14 protein-coding genes are annotated in these 16,188 nt (G+C 69.4%); 10 read left to right on the plus strand and 4 right to left on the minus strand.

The window, feature by feature from the left end; translation table 11 throughout:
• The first annotated feature begins 3 nt into the window (after positions 1–3).
• From C8E96_RS07990 to C8E96_RS08025, 8 genes are all read left to right on the plus strand, one after another.
• Positions 4–2,154: a DUF6049 family protein gene (locus tag C8E96_RS07990; protein WP_091376885.1), complete on the plus strand. Its 2,151-nt coding sequence runs from the start codon at positions 4–6 to the stop codon at positions 2,152–2,154.
• Between the two features lie 82 nt (positions 2,155–2,236).
• Positions 2,237–3,799: a murein biosynthesis integral membrane protein MurJ gene (gene murJ / locus C8E96_RS07995; protein WP_091377099.1), complete on the plus strand. Its 1,563-nt coding sequence runs from the start codon at positions 2,237–2,239 to the stop codon at positions 3,797–3,799.
• A 204-nt stretch (positions 3,800–4,003) separates the two neighbouring features.
• Positions 4,004–5,422 (plus strand): protein kinase family protein, encoded by a 1,419-nt coding sequence (locus C8E96_RS08000; RefSeq protein WP_456049315.1) that lies wholly within the window; start codon positions 4,004–4,006, stop codon positions 5,420–5,422.
• 57 nt (positions 5,423–5,479) lie between these two features.
• Complete coding sequence (sigM, locus tag C8E96_RS08005; protein ID WP_091376888.1) at positions 5,480–6,106, plus strand: RNA polymerase sigma factor SigM; 627 nt, start codon at positions 5,480–5,482, stop codon at positions 6,104–6,106.
• Positions 6,103–6,864: an anti-sigma factor family protein gene (locus C8E96_RS08010; protein ID WP_091574882.1), complete on the plus strand. Its 762-nt coding sequence runs from the start codon at positions 6,103–6,105 to the stop codon at positions 6,862–6,864. The genes sigM and C8E96_RS08010 overlap by 4 nt, the downstream gene beginning before the upstream one ends.
• Before the next feature lie 154 nt (positions 6,865–7,018).
• Positions 7,019–8,014: a thioredoxin-disulfide reductase gene (gene trxB, locus C8E96_RS08015; RefSeq protein WP_091376893.1), complete on the plus strand. Its 996-nt coding sequence runs from the start codon at positions 7,019–7,021 to the stop codon at positions 8,012–8,014.
• Positions 8,015–8,042: 28 nt separating this feature from the next.
• Entirely contained in the window at positions 8,043–8,372 is a 330-nt protein-coding gene (gene trxA / locus C8E96_RS08020) for a thioredoxin (RefSeq protein ID WP_091376895.1), read from the plus strand.
• A gap of 189 nt (positions 8,373–8,561) precedes the next feature.
• Positions 8,562–9,710, plus strand: coding sequence for an N-acetylmuramoyl-L-alanine amidase (locus tag C8E96_RS08025; protein WP_091376898.1), 1,149 nt, complete (start codon positions 8,562–8,564; stop codon positions 9,708–9,710).
• 27 nt (positions 9,711–9,737) lie between these two features.
• Here the strand turns inward: C8E96_RS08025 and C8E96_RS08030 are convergent, their stop codons facing one another.
• Positions 9,738–10,364: a GNAT family N-acetyltransferase gene (locus tag C8E96_RS08030; RefSeq protein ID WP_091376902.1), complete on the minus strand. Its 627-nt coding sequence runs from the start codon at positions 10,362–10,364 to the stop codon at positions 9,738–9,740.
• 176 nt (positions 10,365–10,540) lie between these two features.
• Here C8E96_RS08030 and C8E96_RS08035 point away from each other — a divergent pair, with 176 nt between their 5' ends.
• Together C8E96_RS08035 and C8E96_RS08040 are read left to right on the plus strand one after the other, a co-directional pair.
• Positions 10,541–11,857: an aminotransferase-like domain-containing protein gene (locus C8E96_RS08035; RefSeq protein WP_091376905.1), complete on the plus strand. Its 1,317-nt coding sequence runs from the start codon at positions 10,541–10,543 to the stop codon at positions 11,855–11,857.
• 25 nt (positions 11,858–11,882) lie between these two features.
• Entirely contained in the window at positions 11,883–12,833 is a 951-nt protein-coding gene (locus tag C8E96_RS08040; protein WP_091376909.1) for a D-alanine--D-alanine ligase family protein, read from the plus strand.
• A gap of 70 nt (positions 12,834–12,903) precedes the next feature.
• Here the strand turns inward: C8E96_RS08040 and C8E96_RS08045 are convergent, their stop codons facing one another.
• The 3 genes from C8E96_RS08045 to rsmG form a co-directional block, all read right to left on the minus strand.
• Positions 12,904–13,881 carry a ParB/RepB/Spo0J family partition protein gene (locus tag C8E96_RS08045; protein ID WP_091376912.1) on the minus strand — a complete coding sequence of 326 codons (978 nt, stop codon included), beginning with the start codon at positions 13,879–13,881 and terminating at the stop codon, positions 12,904–12,906.
• The gene (locus C8E96_RS08050) at positions 13,878–14,702 is read right to left on the minus strand and encodes a ParA family protein (protein WP_176926780.1); all 825 of its coding nucleotides are present in this window, start codon (positions 14,700–14,702) and stop codon (positions 13,878–13,880) included. The genes C8E96_RS08045 and C8E96_RS08050 overlap by 4 nt, the downstream gene beginning before the upstream one ends.
• A gap of 126 nt (positions 14,703–14,828) precedes the next feature.
• A complete protein-coding gene (gene rsmG / locus C8E96_RS08055; protein ID WP_091376919.1) occupies positions 14,829–15,518 on the minus strand; it encodes a 16S rRNA (guanine(527)-N(7))-methyltransferase RsmG in 690 nt (229 codons plus the stop codon).
• Positions 15,519–16,188 lie beyond the last annotated feature (670 nt).

Below are 16,188 nucleotides of genomic sequence, written 5' to 3' on the forward strand. Positions count from 1 at the left end.
TTCGTGATCACTCGACTGCGTCGCGCCGGACTGGCGACGCTGGCCGCGGTGCTGGTCGTGCTCGGTGCGCCACTCGGCGAAGCGACCGCCCAGACCACCGAACGCATCCGGGTCGACTTGGATCAGCTCACCCCGAGAGTCGCCGACGCGACCACTCCCACGGTCACCGTCACCGGAACGATCACCAATACGGGTGATCGCCGGATCGACGACATTCAGGTCCGCCTCGAACGCGGCGACCTGCTCGGCGACGAGTCCGCGCTGCGCCGCGCCCTCAACGAGCCACACAAGTCGACCGCGCTGACCAAGCCGACGACGAGTGTGTTCAAGGACGTCAGCCGCAAACTGGAGCGGGGACAGTCGTCGCGCTTCGAGCTGACCGTCGGCCTCGGGCAGGAACGCGGCTCCCTCAAGGTCGACAAGCCCGGCATCTACCAGCTGGTGCTGAACTTCAACGGCGTTCCCGACTTCGGCACGGCCGAGCGCATCGGCGCGCTGAGCGCGCTGCTGCCGGTCCTGTCGGTGCCCGGTGGCGACGCGATCGCCCGGCCCGCGGACCCGTCCAAGGTCGGGATGCTGTGGCCGCTGGTCGACGAACAGCCCCGGCCCGTGGAGATCCCGGCGGGCGGCGGGAAACCGGTCTTCGCCGACGAGGGGCTGGCCGACTCGTTGAGCGGCGGCAGGCTGTTCAGCCTCCTCAACGCCGTGCAGCAGGCGGCAGTGACGGACAACACCCTGCTGCGGTCGCTGTGCTTCGCGATCGATCCCGACCTGGTCCACCAGGTCGACCTCATGTCCAAGGGCTACGTCGTCGGCCGCGACGGTGTGGTCAGCGAGGGCAGAGGCCAGGAGACGGCCGCCCTGTGGCTTTCGGTGCTCCGCGACCTCACCAAGGGCCAGTGCGTGGTGTCGCTGCCGTTCGCCGACGCCGACCTGGTCGCCCTCTCCCGCTCCGACACCGTCGACCTGCAGACGGTCGCGATCTCGGCGTCGGACGTCATCGAGAAGATCCTCGAGGTCAAGCCGCAGGCCGGGGTGGTCTGGCCCGACGGCGGCACCCTCGACCAGCGGACCCTCGCCGACCTGTCGAGCGCCCGGCGGACGACCGTGCTGGCCGACTCCGCCAAGCTGCAGCAGGTCGTCGGCAAGGCGCCGCTGAGCCTGAACGGCGACTCGGCGCGGGCCATCCCGTACGACACCCTCGTGGCCTCCTCCCTGGCCCCGCGCGGCGGCGACTCGGCGGTGAAGACGTCGTCGGTGCAGAACGGGCTCGCGACCCTGGTCTTCCGCGGTGCGTTCACCGCCGGGCAGAACGTCCTGGTCGCGCCCCCGCGCCGGTGGTCGGCGTCCATCGGCGAGCTGCGGGTGTTCCTGCAGACCCTGCGGTCGCTGCACAGCCAGGGCTACACGCTGCCGCTGCCGCTGCCCTCCCTCGTCGAGCTTCCCGATCAGGGCAAGGCGGGCGGTCTGGACTACTCCGCGCAGGACAGCGGCGCCGAGGTCACCGCGCCGGTCACCGCCGAGATCGCCCGGATCAACACCGTCCAGCGTGAACTGATCAAGAACGTCTTCACCAAGGACGCCACCGTCCTGCTCGACCCGAGCGAGCTGCTCGCTCCCATCCGCGACGACCTGATCCGCGCGTCCTCGACCGCGTGGCGCTCGCGGCCCGCCGAGGCGTCGAACGCGACGCGGCACGCGGGCCGACAGCTCAAGGCGCTGCTGTCCCGGGTGACGATCAACGACTCCGGTGTCCCGCTGTCGCTGGCGTCGTCGGACAGCCCGATCCCGGCGTACATCACCAACGGCCTGCCGGTCGCGGTGCGGGCCAGGGTCAACGTAGGGGACACCCCGGGCCTGCGGTCCGACCAGTCGGTCTATGTCCGCATCCCCGCGGGCCACTCGATGACCCAGTTCCTCCCGGTCTCGGTGAGCCGCGCGGGCCGCTTCACCGTCGACGTCTGGCTGACCACGGAAAGTGGCACCACTCTCGGTGCCACCTCCCAGGTGAAACTCAACTCCACCTCCTACGGCAGCATCACCCTGGCGGTCACCGGCACGGCGGCGGGCGCGCTGGTGCTGCTCGTCAGCCTGCGGCTGTTCCGCCGCATTCGCGCCAAGCGGATGGCCGCGGCCGCCGAGAACGATCTATAGGCGCGAAAGAGCGAGGACGACGACGGTGGAGCAGGGCGCACAGAAGAAAGCGGTGCCCTCACTGGCCCGCGCGACCGGGTCGATGGCCATCGCCACGATGGTCAGCCGGATCACGGGGTTTTTCTGGAAACTGATGCTCGGCTGGATCATCGGCTTCGGCGTCGTCCAAGACTCGTTCACCATCGCCAACACGCTGCCCAACATCATCTTCGAGTTGTTGCTCGGCGGGGTGCTCGCCAGCATCGTCGTGCCGCTCCTGGTGCGGTCGCATGACGATCCGGACGGCGGCCAGACCTACATCAACCGCCTGCTGACGGTCGGCATGACCGGTCTGGCCGTCGCCACGGTGATCGCGGTGGCGCTCGCCCCGGTGTTCACCCGGATCTACATCGACGGCTCAACCGGCAACGCGAATCCCGAACTCGCCACTGCCTTCGCCTACCTGCTGCTACCCGAGATCCTGTTCTACGGACTCTTCGCCCTGCTGTCGGCCGTCCTGCAGGCCAAGCACGTGTTCGGTCCGACCGCGTGGGCACCGGTGGTCAACAATCTCGTCGTCATGGCGACCCTGCTCGTCTACGCGATCGTCCCCGGCAAGCTCTCGCTGAACCCGGTGCACATGGGCGACGCGAAGCTGCTGGTCCTGGGCATCGGCGTCACCATGGGCATCGTCGTGCAGGCGGCGATCCTGCTGCCCGCACTCAAACGCAGCGGTTTCAAGTTCAAGTGGACGTGGGGGTTCGACGCCCGGCTCAAGGAGTTCGGTGGGCTCGCCCTGTGGATCCTGGGATACGTCCTGATCAGCCAGGTCGGCATGGTGGTCACGCAGCGGGTGCTCTCCGCGGCCTCGGCCGGCGGGGTGAGTATCTACGCGCAGGCGTGGCTGCTGTTCCAGCTGCCCTACGGCGTCATCGGCGTTTCGCTGCTGACCGCGATCTTGCCGCGAATGAGTCGGGCCGCCGCCGACGGCGATACCCAACGGGTGGTCGACGACTTGTCCACCGGCAGCAGGCTCTCGGCGGTCATGCTCGTCCCGATCAGCGCGATCCTCACGGTGTCGGGTGTCGCGATCGGCATCGCGTTGTTCAGGGCCGGGGCAACCGACCTCGCCCAGGCCAACCGGCTTGGCACCGCGCTGGCGTTCTCCGCGTTCGGTCTGCTCCCGTACGCGCTGGTGATGCTGCAGCTGCGGGTCTTCTACGCCATGAAGGACGCCCGCACGCCCACCCTGATCATGCTCGTGATGACCGTGGTCAAGGTTCCGCTGCTTTACATGTGCGGCGCGGTGGTGGATCCCAGGCAGGTAGTGATCGCCGTCATGCTGGTGAATTCACTGACGTTCGTCGTCGGCGCGGTACTCGGCCAGATGTGGCTGTGGGTGCGTTTGGGGAACCTGCACAGCAAGAAGATCATCGCGGTGATCAGCAAGAGCGTTCTCGCTGGTCTTGGTGGGGTCGCGGCAGCCTGGCTGGTCAGCAGGTTCGTCCTGCCCGGCACGATCGGCTCGATGGGTCGGGCCTGGCTGGTGCTCATCGTCCAGTCGGTTGTCGCGGGTCCGGTTATGGTCGGACTGCTGATGGCGTTGAAGGTGCCCGAGCTCAAGCCCGCGACGAGCCGAATCACCCGACTCGTGCGCCGTGGGTAACGAGATGACCACCGGTCTTGGCGTGCTTTCACGTACCCTCGGGTCGACCGGCGTGCTGGAGACAGAGTGACGACGAGGCGAACCGAGTACCCGACGGGCGAGGATGCGGCTGGCCGCAGTGCCGGCCCGGGCTTCCTCGTCCCCGGCGGTGTGATCGGCGACGGCCGCTACCGGCTGGTCGCCCAGTTCGGTGTCGACCAGCGGATGAACGCCCACTTCTGGCGGGCCCAGGACAGCTACCTCCGCCGCGATGTCGCGCTCACCCTGCTGGCGGGCGACCAAGGCGACGCCGCCGCGGTGGCCGCCGCCCGGCGCACCCTGGAGCGCGCCGCGCACGCCACCACGCTGAACCACCCCGGCAAGGCCCGGGTGCTCGACGTGCTCAGCCAGGGCAGCGGGATCGGCGCCGGTGAGGGCCTCATCGGCATCATCGTGGCCGACTGGGTCCGCGGCACCGACCTGATCGACCTCGTCGCCGAGTACCCGGTGCCGTCGGCGATCGCGGCGAGCCTGCTCGAACCGCTCGCCGCGGCGGCGGAAACGGCCCACCACACGGGTCTGGTGCTCGGCCTCGACCACCCGCAGCGCATCCGGGTCACCCCGCAGGGCGCCCTGTTCCTCGCGTTCCTCGGCGCGCCCGCGGAGGCGAGCCTGCACGACGACGTCCGCGGCCTCGGCGCGATCCTCTACCTGCTCCTCACCGGCCGGTGGCCGCTGCCCGGCGGACCGGAAGGCGTCCCGGCCGCGCCGCTGGGCCCGGACGGCCACGTCGTCGCACCCCGCGCGCTGTACTCGTACATTCCGCAGGAGCTGTCCGAGGTCGCGCTGCGCTGCCTGTCCGGCGACTCGATCGGCGGCATCCGCACCAGCGCGGGGCTGATCCGGGTCCTGGAGCGGGCGAAGTTCATCGACGACGAGACCCACCAGCTCCAAGCCATCTCCGACGACGAGGAGTACGAGGACGACGGCACCGTCTGGACCACGCGGCGGCCCAGCAACGACCGCGCCACCCGGCGCAAGCTCGCCGTCGGCGTGACCGCGCTGGCCGTGGCCACGGTCGGCGTCCTGGCGTGGCTCGGCATGCAGCTCATCAGCTTCTTCGGCGACACCGAGCCCGGCGCGGGCGGCCCGACGATCGTGGCGACCGCCCCCGGCGGCAACCCGCAGAACGGTCCGCCGCCACCGCAGCCGGGTGAGCCGATCCAGGCCGCGGGCGTGCGGGTCTACAACGTCAAGGGCACCGCCGACAACCCGCGGCGGGCCACCTTCGCCGTCGACGGCGACCCGAAGACCGCGTGGAAGACCGACGCCTACGCGCAGCCGTTCCCCGCGCTCAAGCCCGGAATCGGGATCATGGCCTCGTTCGCCGAGCCGGTCCCGTTCGCCGAGGTCATCATCGACTCGCCCAGTGACGGCACCGTCGTCGAGATCCGCACCGCGCCCACGGAGCGCCCGAAACTCGACGAGACCAAGGTCATCGGCCGCGCGACCCTGCAGGCAGGCCAGACCAAGCTGCAACTCGACAGCGCCGAGCCCACCCAGCACGTGCTCATCTGGATCACCACCCTCGCCGAGGGCAACGTCTCCGAACTAACCGAGATCCGCTTCCTCCGCGCCCAGTAAAATGCGCCGGTCGGAGCACGTCACGACGATCACGAACGAGCCCGATACGCTGTCCGCGTGACCGCCGCCGCCAGTTCGGACGCCGACCTCATCGCGGCCCATGCCGCCGGGGATCCGCGCGCCTTCTCCGAGCTAGTCCACCGGCACCGCGACAGACTTTGGGCAGTCGCCCTGCGCACGCTGCGCGACCCCGAGGAAGCGGCGGACGCCCTGCAAGAGGCGTTCATCTCCGCGTTCCGCGCCGCCGGTTCCTTCCGGGCCGAGTCCCAGGTCACCACCTGGCTGCACCGGATCGTCGTCAACGCCTGCCTGGACCGCGTCCGTCGACGCCAAGCCCGGCCCACGGTGCCGCTCCCCGAGACCGGGCCGGGTGAGCCGGTCAGCCCGCGCGACGCGATGTCCGACCGGGAGACCAGCCTGGTCGTGCGCACCGCGCTGGCCGAGCTGTCCGAGGAGCAGCGGGTGCCGATCGTATTGGTCGACGTCGAGGGCTATTCCGTGGCCGAGACGGCGAAGATGCTGGGCATCGCCGAGGGCACGGTGAAGAGCCGATGCGCACGTGGCCGTGCCAAGTTGGCGAAAGTTCTCGGCCATCTGCGGAACCCGAGTGCAGATGCGAACGTCCCAGGTGACGCTATCGAACGGCGAGACGCGCCGACTCGGCGCCACTTGGAGGGACGATGACGGACGGGACTCGGGGCACTGGCATCCCCGACAGGTCGCCGTGGTCTGTCGACTTGCTCGCCGACCTGCACGCGGGGGTCTTGGACCCGCGCGAGAGCGCCCAGCTGTGGGCCCAGGTCAACACCGACCCGCAGGCCCGGGCGATCATCGACGCGCTCGACTCGGTCAAGGACGGTTTGGAGCAGCTGCGGGACGCCCCGGCGCCACCGATGCCCGCGCAGTTCGCCGCTCGGCTCGACGCCGCGCTCGACACTGAGGCCCGGCGCGCGTTCGGCGGTCAGCAGGCAGGCGCCCCGGTCATCGACTTGGCCGAGGCAAGGCGCAAGCGCTCCCGCCGCATGGCGTGGGGTGTCGGCGCCCTGACGGCGGCGGCTGCCGCTGTCGCGGTGACGGTCACGGTGCTGCCCGGCGCGAAGCAGACCACCGACGGTGTCGCGGCCCCGGTGCCGTCGGCGTCGGAGGGCACGAACGCCGAGCCGCCGCTCGCGGTGAAGAGTGAGGACATCGGCAGCGTCGCGGGACAGCTCGGCGGCAAGAAGGAGTACGGCCCGCTCAAGGACCAGGCCGGTCTCGACAAGTGCATCGTGGCCCGCGGGCTCGACCCGGCGAAGGCGCAGACCATCGGCGTCCGGCCGGTCACGCTCGACGGGAAGCCGGGCGTGATGGCGATGCTCACCACCGGCGAGGCCACCAAGTTCCGCATCCTGGTCGTCGAAGGCAACTGCACCGAGCTGTTCAACGGCACGATCGGCCGCTGAACCACCTGATCGCAAACGTTTGCGGGGGATCTCTGCCGAGGTCCCCCGCACTCGTGTGCCCTGTCACCGACGGCGGCGGAACAACTGGCCCCTACGATCGCGTTGACATCCAATGCGACCGGGCAAGACGTCCGGCGGAGTCGATGGAGGGCAAATGCCTGCGGACGTGGACCAGATCCGGAACCTGATCATCATCGGTTCCGGTCCAGCCGGGTACACCGCGGCCGTGTACGCCGCGCGCGCCCAGCTCGAACCGCTGGTCTTCGAGGGGTCCCAGTTCGGCGGTGCCCTGATGACCACCACCGAGGTCGAGAACTTCCCGGGCTTCCGCGACGGCATCATGGGCCCGGACCTGATGGAGCAGATGCGCGCGCAGGCCGAGCGGTTCGGCGCCGAACTCCGTCCCGAGGACGTCGAGGAAGTCGAGCTCGCCGGCGAGATCAAGTACGTGACCGCCAACGGGACGCGCTACGCGGCGAAGGCCGTCGTGCTCGCCATGGGCGCGGCCGCCCGCTACCTCAACGTGCCCGGCGAGCAGGAGCTCCTCGGCCGCGGCGTCTCCGCCTGCGCCACCTGCGACGGGTTCTTCTTCCGCGACCAGGACATCGCCGTCCTCGGCGGCGGCGACTCGGCGATGGAGGAGGCCACGTTCCTCACCCGCTTCGCCAAGTCGGTCACGATCATCCACCGACGCGAGGAGTTCCGTGCGTCGAAGATCATGCTCGAGCGGGCCAAGGCCAACGAGAAGATCCGCTGGCAGCTCAACACCGCGGTCACCGAAGTCCTCGGCGACACCAGCGTGACCGGCCTCAAGATCGCCGACACGGTCACCGGCGAGGTCTCCGAACTCCCGGTCACCGGCTTCTTCGTCGCGATCGGCCACGACCCGCGCAGCGCGCTGGTCAAGGGCCAGGTCGACCTCGACGACGCGGGCTACGTGCTGGTCAAGGGGCAGAGCACCTACACCAACATCGACGGTGTGTTCGCCGCCGGTGACTTGGTCGACCACGAATACCGCCAGGCCATCACCGCGGCGGGCTCCGGCTGCGCGGCCGCGATCGACGCCGAGCGCTGGCTCGCCGAGCACGGTGAGGCCAAGGCCGAGATCGCCTCCGAGTTCGTCGGTGGCGGCTACGCCTCCTCCAACTGATCACCAACCAACACCACAGGGAGACAAGATGGCAGGCAACACCGTCGTCGTGACCGACAGCTCGTTCGCGGACGATGTCCTGATGAGCGACAAGCCCGTTCTCGTCGACTTCTGGGCCACCTGGTGCGGCCCGTGCAAGATGGTTGCCCCGGTGTTGGAGGAAATCGCGCGCGACAACCCCGACAAGATCACCATCGCGAAGCTCGACATCGACAAGAACCCCGGCACCGCCCGTGACTACAAGATCATGTCGGTCCCGTCCATGATCTTGTTCGAGAAGGGCCAGCCGGTGAAGACCATCGTCGGCGCCAAGCCCAAGGCGGCCATCCTCAAGGACCTCGAGGACTATCTCGCCTGATAAAGGCGGTCGGCGAAGCAACCCGAACCCGGGGTACGCGCGTCTCGTTAAGGACGCGGGGCCCCGGGTTCGGCGTTTCTCTGACCCACCCACGCCCCTTCCGCGAAGTGGCCAGGCTGACAGGGCACAATGATGAGCTGTCAGGAACCGCTCCGGCTCCGCCGGAGCCCAACCGGAGAGCGAGGGTGCATGCGGGTACTCCGCCGCGGCGATGGGGGTCCTGCTGTAACCGAGGTCCGGTCCACGCTTCTTGCGCTGGGCCTGCTGCCTTCGGTCACCGGCATGACTGAACCTGGGGTGTTCGACCAGGCCATGGAACACGCCGTTCGCGCCTTCCAGCAGCAGCGTGGTCTGATCACCGACGGACTGGTCGGTCCGGCCACCTACCGCGCCCTGCGCGACGCGACCCACCAGCTCGGTGGCCGTCCGCTCGCGTTCATGGTCTCCGCCCCGATCACCGGCGACGACGTGCTCACCCTGCAGGAACGCCTGCTGGAGCTCGGCTACGACGCGGGTCGGCCCAACGGCGTCTTCGGCGCCCAGACCGAGTCCGCCCTGCGCAACTTCCAGCGTGACTACGGCCTGACCGTCGACGGGATCTGCGGCCCGGAGACGGTCCGCGCCCTGCGCCAGCTGTCCCCGCGCGCCCGCGGCGGCCGTCCGGTCCTGCTGCGCGAACAGGAGCGGGTCCGCAAGGCCGGTCCGCGCCTGCGCGGCAAGCGCATCGTCATCGACCCGGGCCACGGCGGCGCCGACACCGGGCTGTCGGTCGGCGGGGTCAACGAGTCCGACCTGATGTGGGACCTGGCCAGCAGGCTCGAAGGCCGGATGGTCGCCACCGGCATGGAGGCCCTGCTGTCGCGTGGCCGCGAGCAGTGCCCGCCGGACGAGTCCCGCGCCGCGTTCGCCAACGAGGCGGGCGCCGACCTGTTCCTCTCGCTGCACACCGACTCGAACGCCTCCCCGCACGCCCAGGGTGTCGCGAGCTTCCACTTCGGCAGCGGCAACGGCACGACGTCGACCCTCGGCGAGGCCATGGCCGGGCTGATCCAGCGCGAGCTGGCCATGCGCACGGGCCTGCGGGACTGCGGGACGCACCCGAAGACGTGGGACATCCTGCGGCTCACCCGCTGCCCGGCGGTCCGCATCGAGATCGGCTACCTCACCAACGTCGACGACCGGGCCCGGCTGTCCGACCCGGCCTTCCGCGACGTTGTCGCCGAGGGAATCCTGGTCGCGGTCAAGCGGCTCTACCTGCTCGGGGAGAACGACCAGCCGACCGGCAGCTTCACCTTCGCCGACGTCCTGGCCCACGAACTCCTGGCCAAAGCGGAGTAGTTGGGTCCTGTCCTGCGCGGACAGGACCTACCGCTGGAGAACCGGGCTGGCGGTGCTGACGGAGACCGTCCCCAGCAGCCGCTCGAGCGCCGCCTCGACGTCTTCCTTCCAGGTGATGGCCGAGCGCAGTTCAAGGCGCAGGCGGGGCCACCGGGGGTGCGGGCGCACGGTCTTGAAGCCGACGCTCGTCAGGAAGTCGGCGGGCACGACGCAGGAACGCTCCTCGTCGGGCTGGGCGTCGCCGAAGGCCTCGATCGCCTTCACACCGCGCCTGGTCAGGTCTTTCGCGACGGCCTGGACCAGCATCCGGCCAAGTCCGCCACCGCGGAACTCCGGCACGACGTGGAAGCCGGTCAGCACGACCGAATCGGCGCTCACCGGCGACGTCGGGAAGGCGGAAGCCCGCGGGACGGCGTTCGGCGGCGCGTAGAGGACGAACCCGACGGGCAGCTTGTCGCTGTAGACGACGCGCCCGCAGGAACCCCACTCCAAAAGGACGCTCGAAACCCAGGCTTCCTTTTCGAGTTCGCAGGTGCCGAACTCCTCAGCCTGCTCTTTGAGATGCGGCGCTAGTTCCCAGTACACGCATCCGCGACAGTGCTTCGGAAGGTGCTCCAGGTTGTCCAACGTGACGCCTACAACGCGTCGCGACACCCAACCTCCCGCACACATGCAATGCCTCGCGGACTCACCGTCCGCAGGAGGACGGCGTGATACCCAACCCAGAATAGGACCATGTGCCCTGCGCGGGAACCGTTGAAGCGATAATCAGGGCTAAGTCACCTGTCCGGTTACACTCGATTGATCGACCTGCACCGACGGAGCGCCCGATGACGCCTGGACAGCCGCCGGAAAGACTCGGCGCGCGCAGCCTCGACCCGCACCTGCAGCGCTACGCCGCGCGAGCTACGGGGATGACGGCATCCGAGGTGCGTGCGCTGTTCGCGGTGGCCAGCCGTCCGGAGGTCGTCTCGCTCGCGGGCGGCATGCCGAACCTGGCCGCGCTTCCGCTGGACTTCCTGTCCGAGCAGGTCGCGTCGATCATCACCGACGACGGTCTCACCGCGCTGCAGTACGGCTCGGCGCACGGCGTCCCGCAGCTGCGTGAGCAGATCTGCGAGGTGATGGCCCTGGAGGGCGTCACCGGCCACCCCGACGACCTGGTCGTCACCGTCGGCTCGCAGATGGCCCTGGACCTGGTGACCCGCATCTTCTGCGACCCGGGCGACATCGTCCTGGCCGAGGGGCCGTCGTACGTGGGCGCCCTGGGCACGTTCGCGTCCTACCAGGCCGACGTCCGGCATGTCGCCATGGACGAGCACGGCCTGGTCCCCGAAGCGCTGCGAGCCGCGCTGGGCGCCGCTGCCCAAGCAGGCCGCCGGGTCAAGTTCCTCTACACGATCCCGAACTTCCAGAACCCCGCCGGCGTGACGATGGCGGTCTCGCGGCGGGCCGAGGTGCTCGACATCTGCGCGCGCCACGACGTGCTCGTCATCGAGGACAACCCGTACGGCCTGCTCGGCTTCGACGGCCAGATCTACCCGGCGCTGCGGTCGATGGACGCCGACAACGTGATCTACCTCGGCTCGTTCTCCAAGACCTTCGCCTCCGGGCTGCGCGTCGGCTGGGCGCTGGCGCCGCACGCCGTCCGCGAGAAGCTGGTGCTGGCGGCCGAATCCGCGTCGCTGTGCCCGCCGACGCTCAACCAGCTGATCGTCTCGCGCTACCTCGCCACGCACGACTGGAAGGGCCAGATCAAGTCCTTCCAGTCGATGTACCGCGAACGCCGCGACGCGCTGCTGTCCGGGCTGGAGCAGCACATGCCCGCGGGCTGCACGTGGACCCGGCCCGACGGTGGGTTCTTCGTCTGGATGACCGTGCCGGAAGGCGTTGACACCAAAGCGATGCAGCCGCGCGCCGTCACCGCCCGAGTCGCCTATGTGCCCGGAACCGGCTTTTACGCCGACGGATTCGGCAGCAGGCAGATGCGGCTGTCGTTCTGCTACCCGCCGCCCGAGCGGATCTCCGAGGGCGTGCGCAGGCTCGCCGGTGTGCTCACCGAGGAGATCGAACTGCTCAACACCTTTGGTCCGTCGACGAGCCGTTCGCTCTCGGGACCGCAGACGCCCACGCCCGACACCGCGTGACCAACCGATAGTCAAGGAGTTCGCAGTGACCGATCGCTTCGTGGCCGTACTCGCCGGAGGCCTGTCCCACGAGCGTGATGTGTCGCTGCGGTCCGGCAGGCGGATCTCCGCGGCGCTGCGGACGGTCGGCGTCACAGTGGAGGAGTGGGACGCGGACGCGAACCTGCTGCACCGGATGCGCGAGCACCGGCCCGACGCGGTCGTCGTCGCGCTGCACGGCGGCGAGGGGGAGAACGGCTCGATCCAGACGATCTTGGATCTGCTGTCGATCCCGTACGTGGGCACCGATCCGGACGCGTGCAGGCGGTCGTGGGACAAGCCGACCGCGAAGGCGGAGCTGGCGCGCGCGGGCGTGCTGACCCCGGACTGGGTCGTGCTGCCGCACAGCACGTTCCGCGAACTGGGCGCGGCGCCGGTGCTGGAGTCGATGGTGCAGCGGCTGGGTCTGCCGCTGATGCTGAAGCCGGACAAGGGCGGCTCGGCGCTCGGCGCTCAGGTCGTGCGCGACGCGGCGAACCTGCCGACCGCGATGGTCGGCTGCCTCGCCTACAGCGACGCGGTGCTCGCCGAGAAGTTCGTCGACGGGGTCGAGGTCGCGGTCACGGTGATCGACGGGCCGGATGGTCCCGAGGCGCTGCCCGCCGTCGAGATCGTCCCGGAGAGCGGCGTCTACGACTACACCGCTCGCTACACCGCCGGGCTCACGACCTTCCACACCCCGGCTCGGCTCGACCCGAAGGCCGCCGACGCTGTCGCCGAACTCGCGGTGACCGCGCACAAGCTCCTCGGCCTCCGCGACATCTCGCGGACCGACGCCGTCATCGATTCGTCCGGCGCGGTCCACTTCCTCGAAGTGAACCTCTCGCCGGGACTGACCGAGACCTCGCTGGTGCCGATGGCGGTCGAGGCGGCCGGTCGGTCGCTCGGCGCGATCTATGCCGGGCTGATCGACCGGGCCATCGCCCGCTCACGGTGAGTCAGATTTAAGCCACTGAGCGCCATCGTCACCGTGACGTAAGTACCCGGTGTGATCCCTTGCGGGATTTCTATGTCTGAATTGTCCCATTTTCGGCCATCATGCCGACGATGCGCTCAAGGTCGTCAACCGACCCGAATTCGACGACGATCCGGCCTTTTCGCTTCCCGAGTTCGACTCGGACCCGGGTGTCGAACTTGTCCGACAGCCGCTCGGCAACGTCCTGGAGACCGGGGGCGACCATCGGCTTGCGCGGCGCGGCCTTCGGCTTGGCGGCGGGCGCGCTCTTCGCGAGCGTAACCGCTTCCTCGGTCGCGCGGACCGACAGCCCCTCGGCGACGATGCGGGTCGCCAGCTCTTCCTGCTCGCCCGGCTCCTCAAGCCCGAGCAGAGCGCGCGCGTGTCCGGCGGACAGCACGCCCGCGGCCACTCGGCGCTGAACGGGGAGGGGGAGTTTGAGCAGTCGGATCGTGTTGGTGATGACCGGCCTGCTGCGCCCGATGCGGGCCGCCAGGTCCTCGTGCGTCACCTCGAACTCTTCGAGCAGCTGCTGGTAGGCCGCCGCCTCTTCGAGCGGGTTGAGCTGAACCCGGTGGATGTTCTCCAGCAGCGCGTCGCGCAGCATGGCGTCGTCGGCCGTCTGCCGGACGATCGCGGGGATGCGCTTGAGCCCGGCCCGCTGCGACGCGCGCAGCCTGCGCTCGCCCATGACGAGCTCGAACTTGTCGTCACCCAGCTCGCGAACCACGATCGGCTGCATCAGCCCGAACTCGCGGATCGAGTGCTCCAACTCGGCGAGCGCGTCCTCGTCGAACACCTGCCGCGGCTGCTTCGGGTTCGCCACGATCGACGCCGTGTCGATCTCCCGGTAGACCGCGCCCGCCACGGCGCCGGTGTGGCTGGGCGCCTGGTGGTTGTTGTTCAGCCCGTCCACCCGCACCGGCACCCGCGGCGTCGACACGTCGATCGGGGGCGGCGGCGGGCCTTGGGGGATGAGTGCGGCCAGGCCGCGGCCGAGGCCGCCCTTGCGTCCGGCTGGTCCGGTCATTGCTCTACCCCTGCTCCTCGGAAGGCGACTTCACGTGCGGCGTCCAGGTACGACATGGCGCCGCGGGAACCTGGGTCGTAGGCGAGCACGGTCTGGCCGTAGCCGGGGGCTTCGGAGACCTTCACGCTGCGCGGGATGACGGTCTTGAGGACCGTGTCACCGAAGTGGTGGCGGACCTCGGAGGTCACCTGGTCGGCGAGCTTGGTGCGGCCGTCATACATCGTCAGCAGGATCGTCGAGACGGTCAGCGCCCGGTTCAGGTGGCTCTGCACGAGCTCGATGTTGCGCAGCAGCTGGCTGAGTCCCTCGAGTGCGTAGTACTCGCACTGGATGGGGATCAGGACTTCCTGGGCGGCGACCATCGCGTTGACGGTCAGCAGACCGAGCGACGGCGGGCAGTCGATGAAGACGTAGTCCGGGTTGAGCTGGTCCAGCGCCTCGTCCGAGAGCGCCTCCTTCAGCCGGGACTCGCGGCCCGCCATGGACACCAACTCGATCTCGGCGCCCGCCAGGTCGATCGTGGCGGGCACGCAGAAGAGGAGATCGGACTGGTCGCTGGTCTGCGCGGCGTCGGCGAGGGTGACTTCACCGAGAAGCACCTCGTAGACCGAAGGCGTCCCGGACCGGTGGTCGACACCGAGCGCGGTGCTGGCGTTGCCCTGCGGGTCGAGGTCGATGACCAGGACACGCAACCCGTGCATGGCCAGCGCGGCGGCCAGGTTGACGGTGCTGGTCGTCTTGCCGACCCCGCCCTTCTGGTTCGCCACGGTCATCACTCGACGGTGGGTGGGCCGGGGGAATGGTGCCTCCGGGTGCTTCATCCGGGTGGCCCTGGCGGCCTCTTCAGCTATGGGCGTCCAGCCTGCGACGGATGCGGGCGACGGCTGAGTCACTGGTTCTTCCCCCTCGAAAGCCGTTGTTTCACGTGGAACATCCTCGCTCCGTTCTCAGGCACGGTATGCACCCTGATCCTTCCTTGTCCGCCTGCGCGTCGTCGCCACCCGATCGACGACCACCACGGTCGTCGGGACGTCGAGGACATCGGCCCCGCAGGTCTCGACCCGCGGATCGGCGCCACCCAGTCTGGCCACGGCCTGCCGGTCCCGTTCGATCTCCTCGACCGCGCTGGTGCCCTTGAGCGCCACCAGCCGACCACCGACTCGAAGCAACGGGAGACACCACCCACACAACTTGGCAAGCGGGGCGACAGCCCGGGCGGTGACCACATCGGCACCGGCGACGTCGTCCTTGATGCTCGATTCCTCGGCCCGGCCGCGGAGCACGATGACTGACGTCAGTCCGAGAGTCTCCACGACCTCGTCCAGCCACGCCACCCGTCTTGCCATTGGTTCTACAAGAACTATCTGAAGATCCGGCCGAGCGATGGCGAGAGGGATGCCGGGAAGCCCGGCACCGGACCCGACGTCGACCACCCGGGCCTCGTTCGGCATCTGCTCACCGACCACCGCGGAGTTGAGGATGTGCCGATCCCACAGCCGCTCGACCTCTCGAGGCCCGATAAGACCGCGCTCCACCCCGTGCTCGGTCAGCAACCCGACGAACCGCTCCGCGAGCTCCAGCCGATCTCCGAACACAGCGGCAGCACTAGCCGCGACGGTCCGGTCAACGTTGGTCATACCGAATAAGTCCCATCCCGATGTTTCACGTGAAACCGTGCCCCCAGATTGTCGCTGATGCCCCCGGACGCCTCCGCAGGCGCTCCGCACGTTTCACGTGAAACATCGAGATTCGCCGGGGGAGCGGTCCAGGTTGGCCACGAACCAGCCCCGGCTGCCCGGGTCCCTTCACGCGCGATCTTGGGCAACCTCGCCGCAGTCGCGTCGCTCCGACCGCCGGCCGCGCCTTGCCACTCAAGTCCATCCGCCGAGCCTGGCCACGCGGTCCCTGCGGCCCAAATGCGGCCGCCCAAGTTGCGGCCCAGCCCAACTGCCGTCTCGCCACGAAGATCCGCCGGTTGTTCCCGTCGCCGCGGCCCACCGGCCCGATCCCGCTATGCCGGACCTACCGGTGGATCCCTCTGGCCGACCCCGCCGACCCACCCGACAGTCAAGCCAACCAGCCAGCGACGCCTATTCCGCCCCACGCAGCAACGCGGTACCCGGGTTCCGCCAACCCCGATCCCAGCTTGCAGATCCCCGCTCGTCCCGCAATGCCCGACCCGGCCCGACCCGACCCGGCCCGACCCAGCCCAGCCCAACCCAGCCCAACCCAGCCCAGCCCAACCCAGCCCAGCCCAACCCAGCCCAGCCCAGCCCAGCCCAGCCCAACCCAACCCAGCCCAACCCA

The organism is Actinokineospora alba (assembly GCF_004362515.1).
In the GTDB taxonomy this organism is placed as follows: Bacteria; Actinomycetota; Actinomycetes; order Mycobacteriales; family Pseudonocardiaceae; genus Actinokineospora; species Actinokineospora alba.